Origin of the sequence: Pseudomonas sp. OTU750018 (genome assembly GCF_011636575.1) — a bacterium.
Taxonomy (GTDB): domain Bacteria; phylum Pseudomonadota; class Gammaproteobacteria; order Pseudomonadales; family Pseudomonadaceae; genus Aquipseudomonas; species Aquipseudomonas peli.
This window is the reverse complement of record NZ_JAAPAU010000003.1, coordinates 479544-499231: the sequence shown is the minus strand read 5'-3', so window position 1 is coordinate 499231 and position 19688 is coordinate 479544. Positions and strand designations below refer to the sequence as shown.

Here is a 19688-nt window from a genome sequence, read left to right as displayed (position 1 = left end):
GCAGATGAAGACGATTAAACAGCTCGCAGGTGTCGGCCTGCTCTCCGTGGCCATGCTGCAGAGCGCCTGGGCGCAAGAGCCGGAGAGTTGCAAAATGGTGCGCTTCGCCGAAATCGGCTGGGCCGACATCGCCGCCACCACTGGCGTGGCCATGACCCTCAGCGAAGGCCTGGGCTACCAGACGCGCAAAATCATGGCCTCCGTACCCATCGCCTTTACCGGCGTGCAGAAAGGCCAGATCGACGTATTCCTCGGTTACTGGGCGCCCTCGATGGACGCTGTGATCGAACCCTTCACCAAGGATGGCGGCGTCAAAGTACTGCCCAAAGCCAACCTTGAAGGTGCCAAGTACACCCTCGCCGTCCCGACCTACGCCGCTGAAGCCGGGCTGAAAAGCTTTGCCGACATCGCCAAGTTCAAGGACCAGCTGGGCGGCAAGATCTTCGGCATCGAGCCCGGCAACGACGGTAACCTGCTGATCGACGGCATGATCAAGAGCAACCAGTTCGGCCTCGGCGAATTCAAAATGGTCGAGTCCAGCGAAGCCGGCATGCTGGTACAGCTGCAACGCGCGGTGAAGAAGAATGAACCCGCCGTGTTCCTCGGCTGGGCACCGCACCCGATGAACACCCAGTTCGACATCACCTACCTGGAAGGCGGCGATGACGTATTCGGCCCTGACTTCGGCGCCGCCAAGGTCTACACCGTCGTGCCGCCAGATTACGAAGCACGCTGCGCCAACGTCGGCAAACTGCTGAACAACCTACAGTTCACCGTGGAAATCGAAAGCCAGCTGATGGAAAAGGTCCTGGATAAACAGAACCCGACCGAAGTCGCCAAAGAGTGGATCAAAGCCAACCCGGCGATCCTCGACCAGTGGCTGGCCGGCGTTACCACCTACGACGGCCAGGACGGCGTTGCAGCGGTGAAAAAACACCTCGGCCTGTAAGCCACAACGCGCCGCCTCCTTTACCTGCGGGCGGCGCGGTTAGTTCAAGCACCTGAATCAGCACCACACCCGCGAGGCCACACGGCCATCGCCGGGTTTGCTGCACCCCGGATTTAACACGCAATACCGTACGACCCAGCTAGGCCCGCAAGAAGAACGCGCCAGTAACTCACTGAACTGCCACTCTCACTGACGGAGCACACCCTATGCGAAACCTGAAGAACCTCTGCCTGCAAAGCCTCGGCGTCGCCGCCCTGGCCATCGGCATGAGCAGCGCCATGGCGGCGGACAAAGCCACCCTGAAAATCGGCTACGTAAACGGTTGGGACGACAGCGTCGCCGCCACCCACGTAGCGGGTGAAATCCTCCAGAGCAAACTCGGTTACACCGTCGAGCTGAAGCCTGTAGAACCCGCCATCATGTGGCAGGGCGTAGCCCGTGGTGACCTCGACGCCACCCTCTCCGCCTGGCTGCCCGCCACCCACGGCGAATACTTTGCAAAACTCAAAGACAAGGTCGAAGTGCTCGGTACCAACTACGCTGGCGCCAAAATCGGCCTGATCGTACCTGACTACGTACAAGCCAAAACCATCGCCGACCTGCAAACCTACGCCAAAGACTTCGACGGCAAAATCACCGGCATCGACGCTGGCGCCGGCGTAATGCGCCGCGCTGAAGAAGCCATCAAGGAATACGCCCTCACCGACATCAAACTAATGCCAAGCTCCGGCCCAGGGATGGCCACCGCCCTGACCCGTGCCGAGAAGGACAAGAAAGCCATTGTCGTCACCGGCTGGATCCCACACTGGATGTTCGCCAAATGGAACCTGCGCTTCCTCGAAGACCCGAAAAAAGTCTTCGGCGATGACGAACACGTCGACACCGTCGCCAACCCCAGCATCAACAGCAAAGCCCCAGAAGCCGCTGCCTTCCTGAAGAAATTCTCCTGGAGCGGTGAAGAAGTCGGCGCCGTTATGCTCGCCATCCGCGACGGCGCCAAACCGGAAGACGCCGCCAAAGACTGGATCAGCAAAAACCCAGAGCGCGTCGCCGAGTGGCTTAAATAAGCCAAGGCTGCACCTCTATATATAAAGCGGGCTACGGCCCGCTTTTTTGTGGGCGCGAAATGGTGAAGGGAGAATGTTCTAGACAGGGGGAGATGGGGGTGGATAGGGTTGGGGCTAGCCAAAATTTCGCCTAACCCTGGCCGTTTTCTGCACCTTCGCGACATTGAGCGTGGGGCATAGACAGGATGCAGCAGATAGGGTGGGCGTTATGCGACAGGAAAGCGCGACATTGGTATGTCGCATAATTAATAGCTATACAAAAAGCCACCAACCGAAGCGTTCATGAAATATATAATTAGAATACTTCTAATGCTCGCAGCACCTTATGCTAGCGCCGGCATATCTATTGAACAAGAAACTGCTGACTGCCTAAGAGTTAAAAATTTCTCTATTGCAGGGACCAACCATTACAAGCTAAAAGAATATTCAAAGGCTAGAGAGCAATATGAACAACAAGTCGCATGGTCTGAGAGCTGTCAGTTGAGCGAGCAAGAAATCACCACAGCCTACAACAATGTCGCACTCACATATATTCACGAGAGAAAATATCTAAAAGCAAAAGCATGGCTCGACATACAACCCACAAGCAAAAAATCAATTTTCAATCACAACAAAGTGAAAGACCAAATTGAAACATCAATAAAAAATAACTCCAAAAAACCAGAAGGCAGATATTGGCTTTACGCCGGAAAATCATTATGGAATGAATTCACAATAAACAAGAAGAACGACAGCTACGAATTTAACTTTGAAGGCTATTCCGCAGGCCTTATGGCAATGTATTACGGCCCAAATATTGGTTCATTTTCTGCACTGCTAAACATTGATAATTCAGAAGCACACCTCGATATGACCAAGGAAAAAGATGCCGAGTCTGACTGTGTATATAAATTCACTTTCACGGGAACAAAATTAACTGTAGAACGCACATCAGGGACATCATGCGGGTTGGGCCATAACGTTTCTGCTGAAGGAACTTATCAGAAAGTTGAGGAATAAAGGGGTAGAACCAAAGAGAACAAAAGGGGCCGTAGTGAGTTATTCTTGATCACCTCAGAACCAGTACACGGCTAGATTGCTCGCCCGAACCACTTTCGTTGTATATACCAATTAACCAACCCGGCCTAAACCCATGAACCGCCGCAAGAAAATAAAACAGCTACTAGAAGCTCACGCCAAGAAGGCCAACGCCAAATTGGCACCCAAGAAAAAATCAACCTATGTCAGCAAAGCCGACCGCCTAAAGCTGGCCGCTGAAGCCAGCCAAGATTCAATCGTTGCTTCCGAACCAACCAGGGCTGATTTAATCGCTGAAACCAAAGACGCTTCACAACCATAAATTCAATAAGCCGTGATGGACGACAAGGAAGACAGCACACATGCCAGGCCAATACCCAAACAGAATCAAACAGCTGCCCTTATTCGATGGCCGCTTTGACGCCTATAAGCTTGAGGCAAAAGACAGCACAGTCCTATTTGCCTCCTACCCCGCTGGCACCTCCATCCCGCCGCACAGCCATGACACCGATAACCATGGCGTAATTACGCGCGGCGAATTGATTCTGAGCATGAATAACCAAACGATCAGGGTTGGCGTCGGCGAGTGGTATCACGTACCTGCAAACGTTGAGCACTCAGCTTTATTTGAGGTCGAGACCGATGAGGTTGAATTTTGGTTTCAGGGTTAATCCACATGCGCCTCAGTCTTTATCTCTTGTTGTTTATCGCGCCGGCATCACTGGCCAATGAGTGCGTGGTGCTATTGCACGGGATGGGCCGAACCAGCTACTCGATGAATGCAATCGAAGACTCGTTAGCCAAAGAGCATTACACCGTCATCAACAACAGCTACCCGTCCACGGAGCAAGACATCCAACAGCTGGCGTCAGTGGTGGGGGATGGCATTGCTGAGTGTAAAAAAGCGAACGCGCAGAGCATCCACTTTGTTACCCACTCTTTGGGCGGCATCTTGGTCAGGCAGTATTTTCAGAACAACGTCGTTGCCGAAGCCAAGCGGGTGGTCATGCTTGGCCCACCCAACCACGGCAGTGAGGTGGCAACGAAAAAGAAAGACCGATGGTGGTACAAAATGGCCACCGGGCCAGCTGGACAGCAGCTCGGCACTGAAGCCGACAGCACGCCAAACCAGCTTAAATCTATCCCTCTTGAGATCGGCATAGTTGCCGGCACGGAAAGCCTGGACCCATGGTTTGCAGGCGATTTACCCGAGCCAAACGATGGCAAGGTTTCGGTGGAGAGCGCAAAGCTTGCTGAGATGAAGGACTTTATTACTGTTCCGCACAGCCATACGTTTATGGTGAGTGCCGATATTGTGACCAGTCAGATCAAGCAGTTTCTGCAGCATGGTCATTTCAGCCATGAGCCCTAACTCGTTGTTGGCAGCGCGAATAATCGAACATGACCACAACTAGCCCGCCCGATAAGCCCAACCGCAGCGCCTTTTGGGCCATACGCGTTATTACGCTCGCGCTGCTTTGCGTACTCGGCCTGCTGCTACCGCTGCTCTCGCACCTGCTCGCTGGCGTAGCGGGCACGCTGGCCTGGCTGATCGACCTGGCAAGCCATTGGCAGTGGCTGTTCTTGTTGGGGCTCGTGGTGTTTGCCGGGTTGGCCTGTTGCCGTGATAAGCGCTGGGCCGTTTTGCTATTGGCACTGCCGTTGCCCTGGCTAACGGCATCCGTACCAGCGCCAACTGGCGATCCGCAGGCCCAGGTGTTTGCCGTAGCCAGTGCCAACGTCCATCTAGATAGCCGCAACACGCAAGGGTTAGCCACTTGGTTGGCGCAGGAAAAACCGGATGTAGTGGTGTTGCTGGAGGTTTCCCCGGCCTATGCGCAAGGCTTACGCACACTGCGCGATTACCCCTTTCAACACATCGTTGCCCAGGACAGCCCCTTTGGCATCGCAGTGCTGTCGCGCCATCCGCTGCAGCAGATCGAGGTGATCGAGGATGCGCAGGGGATTGCCCATATCGAGGCGCAGTTGCAGTGGCACGGCCAGCCGGTCGGGATTATCGCTCTGCACCCGATGCCGCCGCTTTCACCGCAGTATCACAGCGTACGCAACGCCAAGCTGGCGGCCCTGGCCACGCAAGCCGCAGCCAGCGCCATACCGACGGTTTTAGCCGGCGACCTGAATGCCACGCCTTGGTCGTCGGCCTTTAGCGGGCTAGCGCAATTGGGTTTGCGCCGCGCCAGCGGTTTGGCCGCGACCTGGCCGGCCGTCTTACAGGGAGTACTCGGGCTGCCTATCGACCACGTACTGGTCACGCAGCATTGGGCGGTGGTGGCGCGCCAGGTAGGCCCACAGCTGGGCTCGGATCATTTGCCGGTGCTGGTTCACCTGGGGCCCGCGCTAGAGAAATAAAGGCGACAGGTTTACCTTGCCTGGCAACCTTCACCTGCACAGCAAGCCATTCCAATCATTGAGGGACCACCATGATCACCTGCCATATCCGCTATGTGCTCGACCCGCGCAAACTCAAGGAATTCGAGCATTACGGCAAGCTGTGGATTGCCCTGGTGGCGAAGTTTGGCGGCACGCATCACGGTTACTTTCTACCCTCGGAAGGGGCCAACAATATCGGCCTGGCGATATTCAGCTTCCCCAGCCTGGCGGAGTACGAACAGTATCGGCTGAAGTCCTTTGCCGACGCCGAGTGCCTGGCGGCCTTTAAATATGCGGAAGAGACTCAGTGCATCATCAGCTACGAGCGCACCTTCTTCCGTCCGGTATTTGATGCCTGACGGATCCTTAATTGCCGAGTTAAGCGCATGTCCCAGCTCGCCCACTTCCAGTTGATGGCCCGCTATAACGCGTGGATGAATGACAAGCTCTACGCGGCTGCCGGCCAGCTGTCGCCGCAGACGCTGAGTGAGGATCGCGGGGCGTTTTTCCCGTCCATCCTCGCCACGCTCAACCATATTGCGGTGGCCGATATCATCTGGCTCAAGCGCTTTGCCGAGCACCCGGCGTGCACGGAGCTGCATGAAGTGATCAACGATCTGCAACGGCCAGTGGCGCTGGATCAGCTGTTATTCGATACCTTCGCCCCGCTGCAGGCTTTGCGCGGCCGGCTGGATGGGCATATCAGCGACTGGGTAGCGGCGCTGACCGAGCCGGACCTGGAGCATGTGCTGGCCTACGGCAATATGAAGGGCGTGCCTGCACAGCGGCCGTACGCCAGCCTGATGCTGCATTTCTTCAATCACCAGACTCACCATCGCGGCCAAGCCAGCACCTTGCTGCACCAGGCCGGTCAGGATATCGGCGTGACCGATTTGCTGGCGCTGATTGCCGACGTTGAGTCGCGCTAATGCGCTCAACAACCCGCCAGAGCCACGACAGCCGATGAAGCCACTCGCCCTGCTGCGGGTTTATCTCCCGCGCATCGCCTTTCGCCGGGCGGCGCAGGCGCAGCTGGGGGCTTGTTTGCCTGCGGCCACGGCGGCAGCGGTATGGGCCAGAACCCTGGAAATACAAAATGAATTGCAACGCACGCAGGTGCGCCATTCGCCGGGGGTGAATCTGCTGCTGCGTTATATGCAGTGGGATTACGCCCTGTACCGCGCCTTGCAGGAGCAAGGCATTGGCCAGCAGCAGGCCGGCGAGTGGATTGAGCAGATCAACTGGCAGATCTTCGCCCCGGCCAGCGCCCTGGCGTTCAAGCTGTCGCGCCTGCGCAGCGGCCGCTTGCAGGCGCGTATCCAGTGGCTACTCGATGCGCTGTTCAGCCTGGTGTTTACCCGCCCTTTTCGCCGCAGCAATCTGCCCGCCGCCGCTGGCGTGGCCTTTGATGTGCAGGTGTGCCCGTTGGCCAGTTACCTGCGCGAGCAGGGTGCGCCAGAGCTGACCCACTTTGCCGCGTGTAGCCTGGATTACCGCATGGCCAGTAATTGGGGCGTGACGCTGCAACGTAAGCAAACCCTTGCAGGCGGCGCGGCCTACTGCGATTTCCGCTTTAGCGTGCCGCCGGTTCAGCTGGTTGCCCGTGAAGGCGCGGGCGTCGATAAAACCGCCGCCGATCAGGCTGGAAACTAGCCGCGCTGGCCCTCGCGCAGCGGCATGCCCCTGACCGACAGGTCATCCCTGGAACGCCATGTTTGATTGATCGTTCAACAATAACCGGCCTAGACTGCGCGCATTCCGGGAACGCCCCTATCGACGGAGAAGCCGATGCCCAAGGTTGGAATGCAACCAATCCGCCGCTCGCAATTGATCGCGGCGACCCTTGAAGCGGTTGATCAGGTCGGCATGAGCGATGCCAGCATCGCCTATATTGCGCGGATCGCCGGGGTCTCCAACGGCATCATCAGCCACTATTTCCGTGACAAGAACGGCCTGCTCGACGCCACCATGCGCCACCTGATGCAGGCGCTCAGTGATGCCGTGCGCGAACGCCGCGCCAGCTTGCCGCCGGACCAGCCGCGCGAACACCTGCGGGCGATGATTGAAGGCAACTTCGATGACAGCCAGGTCAACGGCCCGGCGATGAAAACCTGGCTGGCGTTCTGGGCCACTAGCATGCACCAGCCGGCGCTGCGGCGTTTGCAGCGGGTCAACGATCACCGCCTGTATTCCAACCTGTGCGGGCAATTCAGCCGGGTATTGCCGCAGGATCAGGCGCGCAGCGCGGCCCGTGGACTGGCGGCATTGATCGATGGCTTGTGGCTGCGCGGGGCGCTGTCCGGCGAGGGTTTCGACACCCGCCAGGCGATTGAGATCGCCTACGAATACCTCGATCTGCAGTTGCTCAAGGCGCAATAGCCGCCCTCTTTTAAACACCCCGAAGCCACCGCCGGCACGCCTTGCGTGTCGTGTTTGGCTGCGCCCTGTCGTTTTTATTGATTGATCGTTCAATTAAGATAATTTAGCCTTGCGTCTATATTGTCTACACCGACGACCTGCGCCAGGCGGCTCGCGTCGACCACCGCACACGAGGAACGCGCCATGCCCCGCTTCGACGAACAGCAGCTCTTTATTGGCGGCCGCTATGTAACGGCCAGCAGCGGCGAGACCTTCGACAGCATCAACCCCGCCACCGGCGAAGTACTGGCCCGCGTGCAGCGCGCCAGCAAAGCGGACGTGGAACTGGCCGTGGCCAGCGCCACCGAGGGCCAAAAGGTGTGGGCGGCAATGACCGCCATGCAGCGTTCACGCATCCTGCGCAAGGCCGTGGACATTCTGCGCGAGCGCAACGATGAGCTGGCCGAGCTGGAAACCCTCGACACCGGCAAGCCGCTCTCCGAAACCCGCTATGTCGATATCGTCACTGGCGCCGACGTGCTGGAGTATTACGCCGGCTTGATCCCGGCCATCGAAGGCGAGCAGATCCCGCTGCGCGACACCAGTTTCGTCTACACCCGCCGCGAGCCGCTCGGCGTGGTCGCCGGTATCGGCGCGTGGAACTACCCGATCCAGATCGCTCTGTGGAAATCCGCGCCGGCCCTGGCCGCCGGCAACGCTATGATCTTCAAACCCAGCGAAGTGACTTCGCTCAGCGCATTGAAACTGGCGGAAATCTACAGCGCCGCCGGCCTGCCGGATGGCGTGTTCAACGTGCTGACCGGCAGCGGCCGCGAGGTCGGCCAGTGGCTGACCGAGCATCCGGGCATCGAGAAGATTTCCTTTACCGGCGGCACCGTGACCGGCAAGAAGGTCATGGCCAGCGCCTCCAGCTCGTCGCTCAAGGAAGTGACCATGGAGCTGGGCGGCAAGTCGCCGCTGATCATCTTCGAAGACGCCGACCTCGACCGCGCCGCCGACATTGCGGTGATGGCCAACTTCTACAGCTCCGGCCAGGTCTGCACCAACGGCACCCGCGTGTTCGTGCCGCGCATGCTGCAGGCACGCTTCGAGGCCAAGGTGCTGGAGCGGGTCAAACGCATCCGCCTCGGTGACCCGCTGAATGACAGCACCAACTTCGGCCCGCTGGTCAGCGCGGCGCATATGGACAGCGTGCTCGGCTATATCGAAAAAGGCCGCAGCGAAGGCGCACGCCTGCTGATCGGCGGCAACCGCGTGACCGAGGGCGACTACGCCAAGGGCGCCTATGTCGCGCCGACGGTGTTCACTGACTGCAACGACGGCATGACCATCGTCCGCGAGGAAATCTTCGGCCCGGTGATGAGCATTCTGATTTACGACAGCGAAGAGGAAGTGATCCGCCGCGCCAACGCCACCGAATACGGCCTGGCCGCCGGCGTGGTAACCCGCGACCTAAACCGCGCACACCGGGTGATCCACAAGCTGGAAGCCGGTATCTGCTGGATCAACACCTGGGGCGAGTCGCCGGCGGAAATGCCGGTGGGCGGTTACAAACAATCCGGCGTCGGCCGCGAAAACGGCCTGACCACCCTGGCGCACTACACGCGGATCAAATCGGTACAGGTTGAGCTGGGCGGTTACACCTCGGTGTTCTGACCCGCCCACAGATTGATCGCCGCCCCGTAGCCCGGATGCAATCCGGGAACAGTCACCGCGTTTTCCCCGGAGTGCATCCGGGCTACAGGAGCTTTTATGCCCCAGGAATTCGACTACATCATCATCGGCGCCGGCTCGGCCGGTAACGTGCTGGCCACCCGTCTGAGCGAAGACGCTGACGTCAGCGTGCTGCTGCTGGAAGCCGGCGGCCCGGATTACCGCCTGGATTTCCGCACCCAGATGCCTGCTGCCCTGGCCTTCCCACTGCAAGGCCGGCGCTACAACTGGGCCTACCTGACCGAACCCGAACCGCATATGAACAACCGCCGCATGGAATGCGGACGCGGCAAGGGATTGGGCGGCTCGTCCCTGATCAACGGCATGTGCTACATCCGCGGCAACGCCATGGATTACGACGGCTGGGCCGAGGAAAAGGGTCTGGAAGACTGGAGCTATCTGGATTGCCTGCCGTATTTCCGCAAGGCCGAAACCCGCGATATCGGCGCCAATGCCTACCACGGCGGCGATGGCCCTGTGTCGGTAACCACGCCGAAGAACGGCAATAACCCGCTGTTCCACGCAATGATCGAAGCTGGCGTGCAGGCCGGTTATCCGCGCACCGACGACCTCAACGGCTACCAGCAGGAAGGCTTCGGCCCGATGGACCGTACCGTCACGCCCAAGGGCCGCCGCTCCAGCACCGCACGCGGTTATCTCGACCAGGCCCGCGAACGGCCAAACCTGACCATCATTACTCACGCCCTCACTGACCGCATCCTGTTCAGCGGCAAACGCGCCAGCGGCGTGGCGTATCTGCAGGGCGATAACGACACACCGATCACCGTCAACGCGCGCCGCGAAGTGCTGCTGTGTAGCGGCGCGATTGCCTCGCCGCAGGTGCTGCAACGCTCCGGCGTCGGCCCGGCGGAGCTGCTGCGCGAGCTGGACATCCCCTTGGTGCACGACCTGCCTGGCGTCGGCCAGAACCTGCAGGATCACCTGGAGGTGTACCTGCAATACGCCTGCAAGCAACCGGTGTCGCTGTACCCGGCGCTGCAATGGTGGAATCAGCCGATGATCGGTGCCAATTGGCTGTTCCTCGGCAAAGGCATCGGCGCCAGCAACCAGTTCGAGGCCGGCGGCTTTATCCGCTCAAGCAGCGAGTTCGAATGGCCGAATATCCAATACCACTTCCTGCCGGTGGCGATTAACTACAACGGCAGCAACGCGGTGAAGGAACATGGCTTCCAGGCGCACATGGGCTCCATGCGCTCGCCGAGCCGTGGACGCATTCAGGTCAAATCCAAGGACCCGCGCCAGCACCCGAGCATCCTCTTCAACTACATGGCGCACGAGCAGGACTGGCGCGAGTTCCGCGACGGCATCCGCATCACCCGCGAAATCATGGCGCAATCCGCCCTGGATCCTTATCGCGGACGTGAGATCAGCCCCGGCGCCGAGCTGCAAACCGACGCCGAACTGGACGCCTTTATCCGCGAACATGCAGAAACGGCCTACCATCCGTCGTGTTCCTGCAAGATGGGTGAAGACGATATGGCAGTGGTCGACGGCCAGGGCCGCGTACATGGCGTGCAGGGCCTGCGCGTGGTGGATGCGTCGATCATGCCGCTGATCGTCACCGGCAATCTGAATGCGCCAACCATCATGATGGCCGAGAAGATAGCCGACAAAATCCGTGGCCGCGCCCCGCTGCCACGCAGCAGCGCGCCGTATTTCGTCGCCGGCAACGCGGCAGTACGCGGCACGGCGCAGCGCTCCGCGTAACGCTACCCGCCACACCCAGACGCCGCAGCGGTTTCGCCTCTGCGGCGTTTGCCTATATAAGCCCAGCGCGGCGTGATCTGCAGCCCATCGCGGCGGCCTTTAGCCCGACGAAACCACACGCTGCTTGAAGCTGCGGGCGAAGGGCGTCGATAATGCGCAGTTTTCAACCAGCGCCTTTGTGCGCCGCCGCCCCCACGGCCGACCGAGCAGACCATGAAAGACAGCATTCGCCACCTGATCCAGCAAGCCCTGACCCGCCTCACTGCCGACGGCGTGCTGCCGGAAGGCCTGAGCCCGGCCATTCAGGTGGAGAACACCAAGGACAAGACCCACGGCGACTTCGCCAGCAACATCGCCATGATGCTGGCCAAGCCGGCCGGCATGAAACCGCGCGACCTGGCCGAGAAGCTGATCGCCGCGCTGCCGAGCGATGCTGCGATTAGCAAGGTCGAGATCGCCGGCCCGGGTTTCCTCAATTTCTATCAGAACACCCAGGCCCTGGCCGCGCGCCTGGACGCCCTGCTGGCCGACGCCAAGCTTGGCGTGCGCAAGGCCGGCCCGGCGCAGCGCGTGGTGGTCGACCTGTCGGCGCCCAACCTGGCTAAAGAGATGCACGTCGGCCACCTGCGCTCGACCATCATCGGTGACGGCGTGGCGCGGGTGCTGGAGTTCCTCGGCGACGACGTGATCCGTCAGAACCACGTGGGCGACTGGGGCACCCAGTTCGGCATGCTGCTGGCCTTTATGCAGGAAAACCCGGAGGCCGCCGAAAGCGAGCTGGCGGACCTGGAAGGTTTCTACCGCGCAGCGAAGAAGCGCTTCGACGAATCTCCTGAGTTCGCCGAGCGTGCCCGCGAGCTGGTGGTGCAACTGCAAGCCGGCGACGCCGAATGCCTGCGCCTGTGGCACCGCTTCAACGATATTTCCCTGAGCCACTGCCAGGCGCTGTATGACCGCCTTGGCGTGAAGCTCTCCATGGCCGACGTGAAAGGCGAGAGCGCCTACAACGACGACCTGGCCAACGTGGTCGCCGACCTCAAGGCCAAGGGCCTGCTCAGCGAAAGCGACGGCGCCCAGTGCGTGTTTATGGACGAGTTCAAGAACGCCGAAGGCAATCCGCTGCCGCTGATCGTGCAGAAGGCCGGCGGCGGCTACCTGTACGCCACCACCGACCTGGCAGCTACCCGCTACCGCGCCAATGTATTGAAAGCTGATCGCGCGCTGTACTTCGTCGATCAACGCCAAGCCCTGCACTTCCAGATGGTCTTCACTGCCGCGCGCCTGGCTGGCTTCGTCCCGGTCAACATGCAGCTGGAACATATGGGCTTCGGCACCATGAACGGCGCCGATGGCCGCCCGTTCAAGACCCGCGATGGCGGCACGGTGAAGCTGGTCGACCTGCTCGATGAAGCCGAAGAACGCGCCTACGCCCTGGTCAAAGGCAAGAACCCTGAACTGGACGAAGCCGAACTGCGCCAGATCGCTCGCGCGGTGGGCATCGGTGCAGTGAAATACGCCGACCTGTCCAAGCACCGCACCAGCGACTACCGCTTCAACTTCGAGCTGATGCTGAGCTTTGAGGGCAACACCGCGCCGTATCTGCTGTACGCCTACACCCGTGTGGCCAGCGTGTTCCGCAAGCTGGGCAAGGGTTTCGACGAGATCGGCGGCAACCTCGACCTGCAGGCCGCTCACGAAATCGAACTGGCCGGCAAACTCGCACAGTTCGCCGAAGTGCTTGCCAGCGTCGCCGACAAGGGCGAGCCGCACCTGCTCTGCGCTTACCTCTACGACCTGGCCGGGCTGTTCTCCAGCTTCTACGAGAACTGCCCGATCCTCTCCACCGAGGACGAGGCGCTGCGCAACAGCCGCCTGCGCCTGGCAGCACTGACCGCGCGCACGCTCAAGCAAGGCCTGGAACTGCTCGGCCTGGAAACCCTGGAGCGCATGTAAGTGGCGGCGAAAAAGAAACCTGCCGCCAAACGCGGCGCCAGCCGTTACCAGGCACCTGCGAAAAAACCGGTGCCGGGCTGGTTCTGGCTGGTCTGCGGGCTGGTGATCGGCGGCTTTATGGTGTTTCTGTTCAGCCTTGAACCGGGCCGCGACGAGATCAAGCGCACCAAGGTCGAACAGGAGCGGGCCACTCAGGCCAGCAAAGCTGCCGCCGCCAAGCCCGCCACCAGCGAGCCGGCCAAGCCCAAGTACGACTTCTACACCCTGCTGCCAGAATCAGAAGTGATCCTGCCGCCGCAAAGCATCGAGCCCGTCGCACCACCGGAGCAAAAACCGGTCAGCCCGGAAGAAGCCGCGAAGATCGACGCCGCCCGTGCCGAAGCCGCACTCAACGGCCAGGTACCGCCACCGCCGCCCGTGGTCGCCAAAGGCCCGGTCAGCTCACAGTTCTTCCTTCAGGCTGGCTCGTTCCGCCGCAAGGACGACGCCGACAGCCTGCGCGCACAGATCATCCTGCTCGGGCAAAGCGTGCAGGTGGAATCCGGCACCGTGCGCGAAGAAACCTGGCACCGCGTGCTGGTCGGCCCCTTCGCCACCCGCGAACAGCTCGGCCAGGCGCAGAAAACCCTCTCCGCCAGCGGCTTCAGCAATCTGTTGTTACAGCAGCGCCAGGCGCAATAAACCGCGCGATTTCAGGCCCTGCGGCGCGCTCTGCCGACTATTTGTCGGACAGCATGCGCTACAGGGCTTGAAGCGGGCTGCCGCTGCCCCCACTTCATTCGGCATTGGGCACTTTCGCCCCGCTGCGTGGAGACTCTCCCCTTGACCACCATCGTTTCAGTGCGCCGCAACGGCAAAGTCGTCATGGGCGGCGACGGCCAGGTGTCCCTCGGCAATACCGTGATGAAAGGCAACGCGAAGAAAGTTCGCCGCCTGTACCACGGCCAGGTGCTGGCCGGTTTTGCCGGCGCCACCGCTGACGCCTTTACCCTGTTTGAACGCTTTGAAGGCCAGCTGGAAAAACACCAGGGCCATCTGGTGCGCGCCGCCGTCGAGCTGGCCAAAGACTGGCGCACCGACCGCTCGCTGAGCCGCCTGGAAGCCATGCTGGCCGTGGCCAACAAGGACGCCTCGCTGATCATCACCGGCAACGGCGATGTGGTTGAGCCCGAGCATGGCCTGATTGCCATGGGCTCCGGCGGCGGCTTCGCCCAAGCCGCAGCCATGGCCCTGCTGCAGAAAACCGATTTGAGTGCCCGTGAAATCACCGAAACCGCGCTGAACATTGCCGGCTCCATTTGTGTCTTCACTAACCAAACCTTGACTATCGAAGAAGAAGACTGCGCCGATCCGGCCGTTTAAAGCTGCTGCGCTCGGCCATGCTGCGTTGAAAGCAGGCTCGGAATGCTCATTTACAGACGTAAACTCCGCTTCCTCGCCTACTTTCGCCTTGCCTGGCCTTCGCTCGCGACGCTTTAAACACCCTGATTAGCGGTCTTTTCTGGAGTAACCCGCATGTCCATGACGCCCCGCGAGATCGTTCACGAACTCAACCGCCATATCATCGGCCAGGACGACGCCAAGCGCGCCGTGGCCATCGCGCTGCGCAACCGCTGGCGGCGCATGCAGCTGCCGGCTGAGCTGCGCGCTGAAGTGACGCCCAAGAACATCCTGATGATCGGCCCAACCGGCGTCGGTAAAACCGAAATCGCCCGCCGCCTGGCCAAACTGGCCAATGCGCCGTTTATCAAGGTGGAAGCAACCAAGTTCACCGAAGTCGGTTATGTCGGCCGTGATGTCGAGTCGATCATCCGTGACCTCGCCGATGCGGCGATCAAGATGCTGCGCGAGCAGGAGATGGTCAAAGTCCGTCATCGTGCCGAAGATGCCGCTGAAGAGCGCATCCTCGATGCCCTGCTGCCACCGGCCCGCACCGGTTTCAGCGAAGAAGCCGCACCAGGCAACGACTCCAACACCCGCCAGCTGTTCCGCAAGCGCCTGCGCGAGGGTCAGCTGGATGACAAGGACATCGAGATCGAAGTGGCCGACGCTCCGGCCGGCATCGAAATCATGACCCCGCCGGGCATGGAAGAGATGACCAACCAACTGCAAAGCCTGTTTTCCAACATGGGCAAGGGCAAGAAGAAGAGCCGCAAGCTCAAGGTCAAGGAAGCCCTGAAGATGGTGCGCGACGAAGAAGCCGCGCGCCTGGTCAACGAGGAAGAACTCAAGGCCCAGGCCCTGGAAGCCGTGGAACAGAACGGCATCGTGTTTATCGACGAGATCGACAAAGTGGCCAAACGCGGCAACACCGGCGGCGCCGACGTGTCCCGCGAAGGCGTGCAGCGCGACCTGCTGCCGCTGATCGAAGGCTGCACGGTGAACACCAAGCTGGGCATGGTGAAAACCGACCACATCCTGTTTATCGCCTCCGGCGCGTTCCACCTGAGCAAGCCGAGCGACCTGGTACCCGAGCTGCAAGGCCGCCTGCCGATTCGCGTCGAGCTGAAAGCCCTGACCCCGCAGGATTTCGAGCGCATTCTCACCGAGCCGCACGCCTCGCTCACCGAGCAATACGCCGCCCTGCTGAACACCGAAGGCCTGGGCATCCAGTTCGTTGCCGAAGGCATCAAGCGCATCGCCGAGATTGCCTATCAGGTCAACGAAAAGACCGAGAACATCGGCGCGCGCCGCCTGCACACCCTGCTCGAGCGCCTGCTGGAGGAGGTTTCCTTCAGCGCCGGCGACCTGGCTGGCCAGCAGAACGGCACGCCGATCGTGATCGACGCGGCCTACGTAAACAGCCACCTCGGCGAGTTGGCGCAGGACGAAGACCTGTCGCGCTATATTCTGTAACGCGCCCCGCCCTGGCCCGGATGCTCTCCGGGCCAGGACGCCATTCAGGAAGCGAGCATGCGCATCCCAACCGCTATCAAACTACACAAAGCCTCGAAAACCCTGGAGCTGCACTACGGGGCGGACGAGCGCTACACCCTGCCCGCCGAGTTCCTGCGCGTGCATTCGCCGTCGGCGGAAGTGCAGGGTCACGGCAAGCCCATTCTGCAGACCGGCAAGCTCGGCGTCGGCCTGAGCAAGATCGAGCCCGCCGGTAATTACGCCCTCAAACTGACCTTCGACGACGGCCACGACAGCGGCCTGTTCACCTGGGATTATCTGGAGCAGCTGTCCCTGCGCCAGACTGAACTGTGGAACGATTACCTCGCCACCCTCGCCGCCGCCGGCAAGTCCCGCGATCCCAGCGAGAGCGTAGTCAAGCTGATGCTCTGAAGTGTCCAGGCGATATACCGTCAGGAATTGACTCAGGTGCTTCAGCTATTTCCTCACGCCCGCACCACCAAGCGGCAATCTGCCGCAGCGCAGCAGCCCGTCTAGCTCGTTGATCCTGGAGGGTTAGAGCGCATTTTCTAATCCTTCCCTGCATACTCAGCACGCATTCGGCCAGGATCGCGGCCGGCTTGCACAAATTCTCAAACTCGGGTAACCAAGTAGTTGGAAGTTTCTCGCGCCAGGCAGCCCCTGCGACGAGGACGATTGCGGAGCGATCCGCCCTTGGTAATCCGGGCAATACCTGGCCCTTAGCCCTGTGTCGCCGAGCACAGCAGTACGCCGGTATTTCGTCTCAGGACAATGGAGCGTTGTAGATGACAGATAAGAATAATGATGACCTGAAACACCAGGCCTCCGAGAACACGCTGGGCCTTAACCCGGTGATCGGCATCCGCGGTAAAGACCTACTTAGCTCCGCCCGAGTCGTACTCAAGCAAGCCCTCAAGCAACCCCTGCACAGCGCCAAACACCTCGCCCACTTCAGCATGGAGCTGAAGAACGTGATGCTCGGCCAATCCGACCTCACCCCCGCCGATGGCGACCGGCGCTTTGCCGATCCCGCCTGGAGCCAGAATCCGCTGTACCGCCGCTACCTGCAGACCTACCTGGCCTGGCGCAAGGAACTGCATGACTGGGTCGAGCACAGCAACCTGTCCGAACAGGATGCCAGCCGTGGCCACTTCGTGATCAACCTGATGACCGAAGCCATGGCCCCCAGCAACAGCATGGCCAACCCGGCCGCTGTTAAGCGCTTCTTCGAAACCGGCGGCAAGAGCCTGCTCGACGGCCTGTCGCACCTGGCCCAGGACATCGTCAACAACGGTGGCATGCCCAGCCAGGTCAACATGAACGCCTTCGAGGTCGGTAAAAGCCTGGCCACCACCGATGGCGCAGTGATTTTCCGTAACGACCTGCTGGAGCTGATCCAGTACAAGCCGATCACCGAGCAGGTACACGAACGTCCTCTGCTGGTAGTACCACCACAGATCAACAAGTTCTACGTGTTCGACCTGTCGCCGGAGAAGAGCGTGGCGCGCTTCCTGCTGCGCAATGGCGTGCAAACCTTCGTGGTGAGCTGGCGCAACCCGACCAAGGCACACCGCGAGTGGGGCCTGTCGACCTATATCGAAGCACTGAAAGAAGCCATCGACGTGGTCACCGCCGTCACCGGCAGCAAAGACATCAACATGCTCGGCGCCTGCTCCGGCGGCCTGACCACCACATCGCTGTTGGGCCATTACGCCGCGCTGGGTGAGAAGAAGGTGCATGCGCTGACCCTGCTGGTCAGCGTGCTGGATAACCGTCTGGAAACCGATGTGGCGCTGTTCGCCGACGAAAAGAGCCTGGAGCTGGCCAAGCGCCGTTCCTATCAGGCCGGTGTGCTGGAAGGCAGCGACATGGCCAAGGTGTTCGCCTGGATGCGCCCCAACGACCTGATCTGGAACTACTGGGTCAACAACTACCTGCTCGGTAACGAGCCGCCGGTGTTCGATATCCTCTACTGGAACAACGACACCACGCGCCTGCCCGCTGCCCTGCATGGCGAGTTTATCGACATGTTTACCTCCAACCCGCTGATCCGCGCGGGCGCACTGGAAGTCTGCGGCACACCGATCGACCTCAAGCAGGTTACCAGCGACCTCTACTGCGTGGCCGGCACCACCGATCACATTACGCCGTGGGAGTCGTGCTACAAATCGGCCAATCTGTTCGGCGGCAATGTCGAGTTCGTCCTGTCCAACAGCGGGCACATTCAGAGCATTCTCAACCCGCCGGGTAACCCGAAAGCACGCTACATGACCAACACCCAGATGCATGCGGACCCGAAAACCTGGCAAGCCAGTTCGACCAAGCACGCCGATTCCTGGTGGCTGCATTGGCAAGTCTGGCTGGGCGAGCGCTCCGGCGAGCACAAGAAGGCACCGACGCAGCTGGGCAACAAAAAATACCCGGCTGGCGAAGCGGCTCCCGGCACCTACGTGCACGAACGTTGATCACCTGCGCACTGCGCACACTGCCCGCGGCACTGGAGGTGTCGCTCGCCCACCCGCGCATTGGCGCGGGTGAGGCGAACCAGGCTTAGCCCTGGTGTTTCTGGAAAAGACCCGGAGGGTCTGATCCAGCGTTTTAATTGATAGGGCTTTTGCGCATGTCGCTACCTTTCGTATTCCGTACCATTGAACTGGACGGCCAGACCATCCGCACCGCGGTTCGCCCCGGTAACGGCGAGATGACTCCGCTGCTGATCTTTAACGGCATCGGCGCCAACCTGGAGCTGGTCATGCCGTTCGTGCGCGCCCTGGACCCCGGCCTGGAGGTCATCGCCTTCGACGTACCCGGTGTCGGCGGCTCCTCCACGCCCAGCACGCCGTTCCGCTTCCCTGGCCTGGCCAAACTGGCCGCACGCATGCTCGATTACCTCGACTACGGTCAGGTCAATGCGATTGGCGTGTCGTGGGGCGGTGCCCTGGCGCAGCAATTTGCCCATGATTACCCCGAGCGCTGCAAGAAGCTGATCCTCGCGGCCACCTCGGCCGGCGCGGTGATGGTGCCTGGCAAACCCAAGGTGCTCTGGTGCATGGCCAGCCCGCGGCGTTATGTGCAACCGTCCTACGGCGTGCAGATTGCCCCGGAAATCTACGGTGGCGCATTCCGCCGCGACCCGAAACTGGCCCTGGCACATGCCAGTAAAGTCCGCTCGGGCGGCAAGATGGGCTACTACTGGCAGCTGTTCGCCGGCCTCGGCTGGACCAGCATCCACTGGCTGCACAAGATTCGCCAACCGACGCTGGTAATGGCCGGCGATGATGACCCGCTCATCCCGCTGGTGAACATGCGTCTGCTGGCCTGGCGCATCCCCAACTCGGAACTGCACGTGATCGACGACGGCCACCTGTTCCTGGTAACCCGCGCCGAAGCTGTAGCGCCGATCATCATGAAATTTCTTGAGGAAGAACGGCAGCGCGCGATCATGCACCCACAACCCGCGCCAGCCCGCACGCTCGGCTAAGCGCACCCACGCTGGGCGAGCACGTCAACAACACGCACCGGGGCTGTGCCGAAGCACAGTGCTTGACCCACTTTCGGGCACGTTGTATTACCTGAGAATTAGCGCGCGGCAGTCTGGAACGCCCATGCGCGCG

20 protein-coding genes are annotated in these 19688 nt (G+C 60.7%); all 20 read left to right on the top strand.

Translation table 11 applies throughout. The features are described from left to right. The first annotated feature begins 4 nt into the window (after window positions 1-4). The gene (locus tag HCI85_RS17915) at window positions 5-949 is read left to right on the top strand and encodes a choline ABC transporter substrate-binding protein (RefSeq protein ID WP_090254948.1); all 945 of its coding nucleotides are present in this window, start codon (window positions 5-7) and stop codon (window positions 947-949) included. A 206-nt stretch (window positions 950-1155) separates the two neighbouring features. Beyond that, a complete protein-coding gene (locus HCI85_RS17910) occupies window positions 1156-2016 on the top strand; it encodes a glycine betaine ABC transporter substrate-binding protein (protein ID WP_167146678.1) in 861 nt (286 codons plus the stop codon). 282 nt (window positions 2017-2298) lie between these two features. Then, complete coding sequence (locus tag HCI85_RS17905) at window positions 2299-3015, top strand: tetratricopeptide repeat protein (protein WP_167146674.1); 717 nt, start codon at window positions 2299-2301, stop codon at window positions 3013-3015. Window positions 3016-3148: 133 nt separating this feature from the next. Next, entirely contained in the window at window positions 3149-3355 is a 207-nt protein-coding gene (locus tag HCI85_RS17900; RefSeq protein WP_167146671.1) for a DUF2986 domain-containing protein, read from the top strand. Window positions 3356-3395: 40 nt separating this feature from the next. Continuing rightward, a complete protein-coding gene (locus HCI85_RS17895) occupies window positions 3396-3704 on the top strand; it encodes a cupin domain-containing protein (protein ID WP_167146669.1) in 309 nt (102 codons plus the stop codon). Window positions 3705-3709: 5 nt separating this feature from the next. Then, a complete protein-coding gene (locus tag HCI85_RS17890; protein WP_167146665.1) occupies window positions 3710-4405 on the top strand; it encodes an alpha/beta hydrolase in 696 nt (231 codons plus the stop codon). 29 nt (window positions 4406-4434) lie between these two features. After that, entirely contained in the window at window positions 4435-5403 is a 969-nt protein-coding gene (locus HCI85_RS17885; protein WP_167146663.1) for an endonuclease/exonuclease/phosphatase family protein, read from the top strand. Window positions 5404-5474: 71 nt separating this feature from the next. After that, complete coding sequence (locus tag HCI85_RS17880; protein WP_167146660.1) at window positions 5475-5783, top strand: NIPSNAP family protein; 309 nt, start codon at window positions 5475-5477, stop codon at window positions 5781-5783. A gap of 27 nt (window positions 5784-5810) precedes the next feature. Continuing rightward, window positions 5811-6353, top strand: coding sequence for a DinB family protein (locus tag HCI85_RS17875; RefSeq protein WP_167146655.1), 543 nt, complete (start codon window positions 5811-5813; stop codon window positions 6351-6353). 34 nt (window positions 6354-6387) lie between these two features. Then, window positions 6388-7077: an L-2-amino-thiazoline-4-carboxylic acid hydrolase gene (locus tag HCI85_RS17870; RefSeq protein WP_167146652.1), complete on the top strand. Its 690-nt coding sequence runs from the start codon at window positions 6388-6390 to the stop codon at window positions 7075-7077. 135 nt (window positions 7078-7212) lie between these two features. Beyond that, the gene (gene betI / locus HCI85_RS17865; protein ID WP_167146649.1) at window positions 7213-7803 is read left to right on the top strand and encodes a transcriptional regulator BetI; all 591 of its coding nucleotides are present in this window, start codon (window positions 7213-7215) and stop codon (window positions 7801-7803) included. Between the two features lie 183 nt (window positions 7804-7986). After that, window positions 7987-9459, top strand: coding sequence for a betaine-aldehyde dehydrogenase (gene betB / locus HCI85_RS17860; protein ID WP_167146646.1), 1473 nt, complete (start codon window positions 7987-7989; stop codon window positions 9457-9459). Between the two features lie 96 nt (window positions 9460-9555). Further along, the gene (betA, locus tag HCI85_RS17855; protein WP_167146644.1) at window positions 9556-11244 is read left to right on the top strand and encodes a choline dehydrogenase; all 1689 of its coding nucleotides are present in this window, start codon (window positions 9556-9558) and stop codon (window positions 11242-11244) included. Between the two features lie 213 nt (window positions 11245-11457). After that, on the top strand, window positions 11458-13197 hold the full coding sequence (gene argS / locus HCI85_RS17850) for an arginine--tRNA ligase (protein WP_167146640.1): 1740 nt from the start codon (window positions 11458-11460) through the stop codon (window positions 13195-13197). Beyond that, window positions 13198-13878: an SPOR domain-containing protein gene (locus HCI85_RS17845; protein WP_167146637.1), complete on the top strand. Its 681-nt coding sequence runs from the start codon at window positions 13198-13200 to the stop codon at window positions 13876-13878. Between the two features lie 141 nt (window positions 13879-14019). Continuing rightward, window positions 14020-14559 carry an ATP-dependent protease subunit HslV gene (gene hslV, locus HCI85_RS17840; RefSeq protein WP_167146634.1) on the top strand — a complete coding sequence of 180 codons (540 nt, stop codon included), beginning with the start codon at window positions 14020-14022 and terminating at the stop codon, window positions 14557-14559. 153 nt (window positions 14560-14712) lie between these two features. Next, a complete protein-coding gene (gene hslU / locus HCI85_RS17835; RefSeq protein WP_167146631.1) occupies window positions 14713-16053 on the top strand; it encodes an HslU--HslV peptidase ATPase subunit in 1341 nt (446 codons plus the stop codon). A gap of 57 nt (window positions 16054-16110) precedes the next feature. After that, window positions 16111-16485, top strand: coding sequence for a gamma-butyrobetaine hydroxylase-like domain-containing protein (locus tag HCI85_RS17830; RefSeq protein ID WP_167146628.1), 375 nt, complete (start codon window positions 16111-16113; stop codon window positions 16483-16485). A 374-nt stretch (window positions 16486-16859) separates the two neighbouring features. Beyond that, entirely contained in the window at window positions 16860-18539 is a 1680-nt protein-coding gene (phaC, locus tag HCI85_RS17825) for a class II poly(R)-hydroxyalkanoic acid synthase (protein ID WP_167146624.1), read from the top strand. Window positions 18540-18694: 155 nt separating this feature from the next. Continuing rightward, window positions 18695-19555 carry a poly(3-hydroxyalkanoate) depolymerase gene (phaZ, locus tag HCI85_RS17820; protein ID WP_167146621.1) on the top strand — a complete coding sequence of 287 codons (861 nt, stop codon included), beginning with the start codon at window positions 18695-18697 and terminating at the stop codon, window positions 19553-19555. Window positions 19556-19688 lie beyond the last annotated feature (133 nt).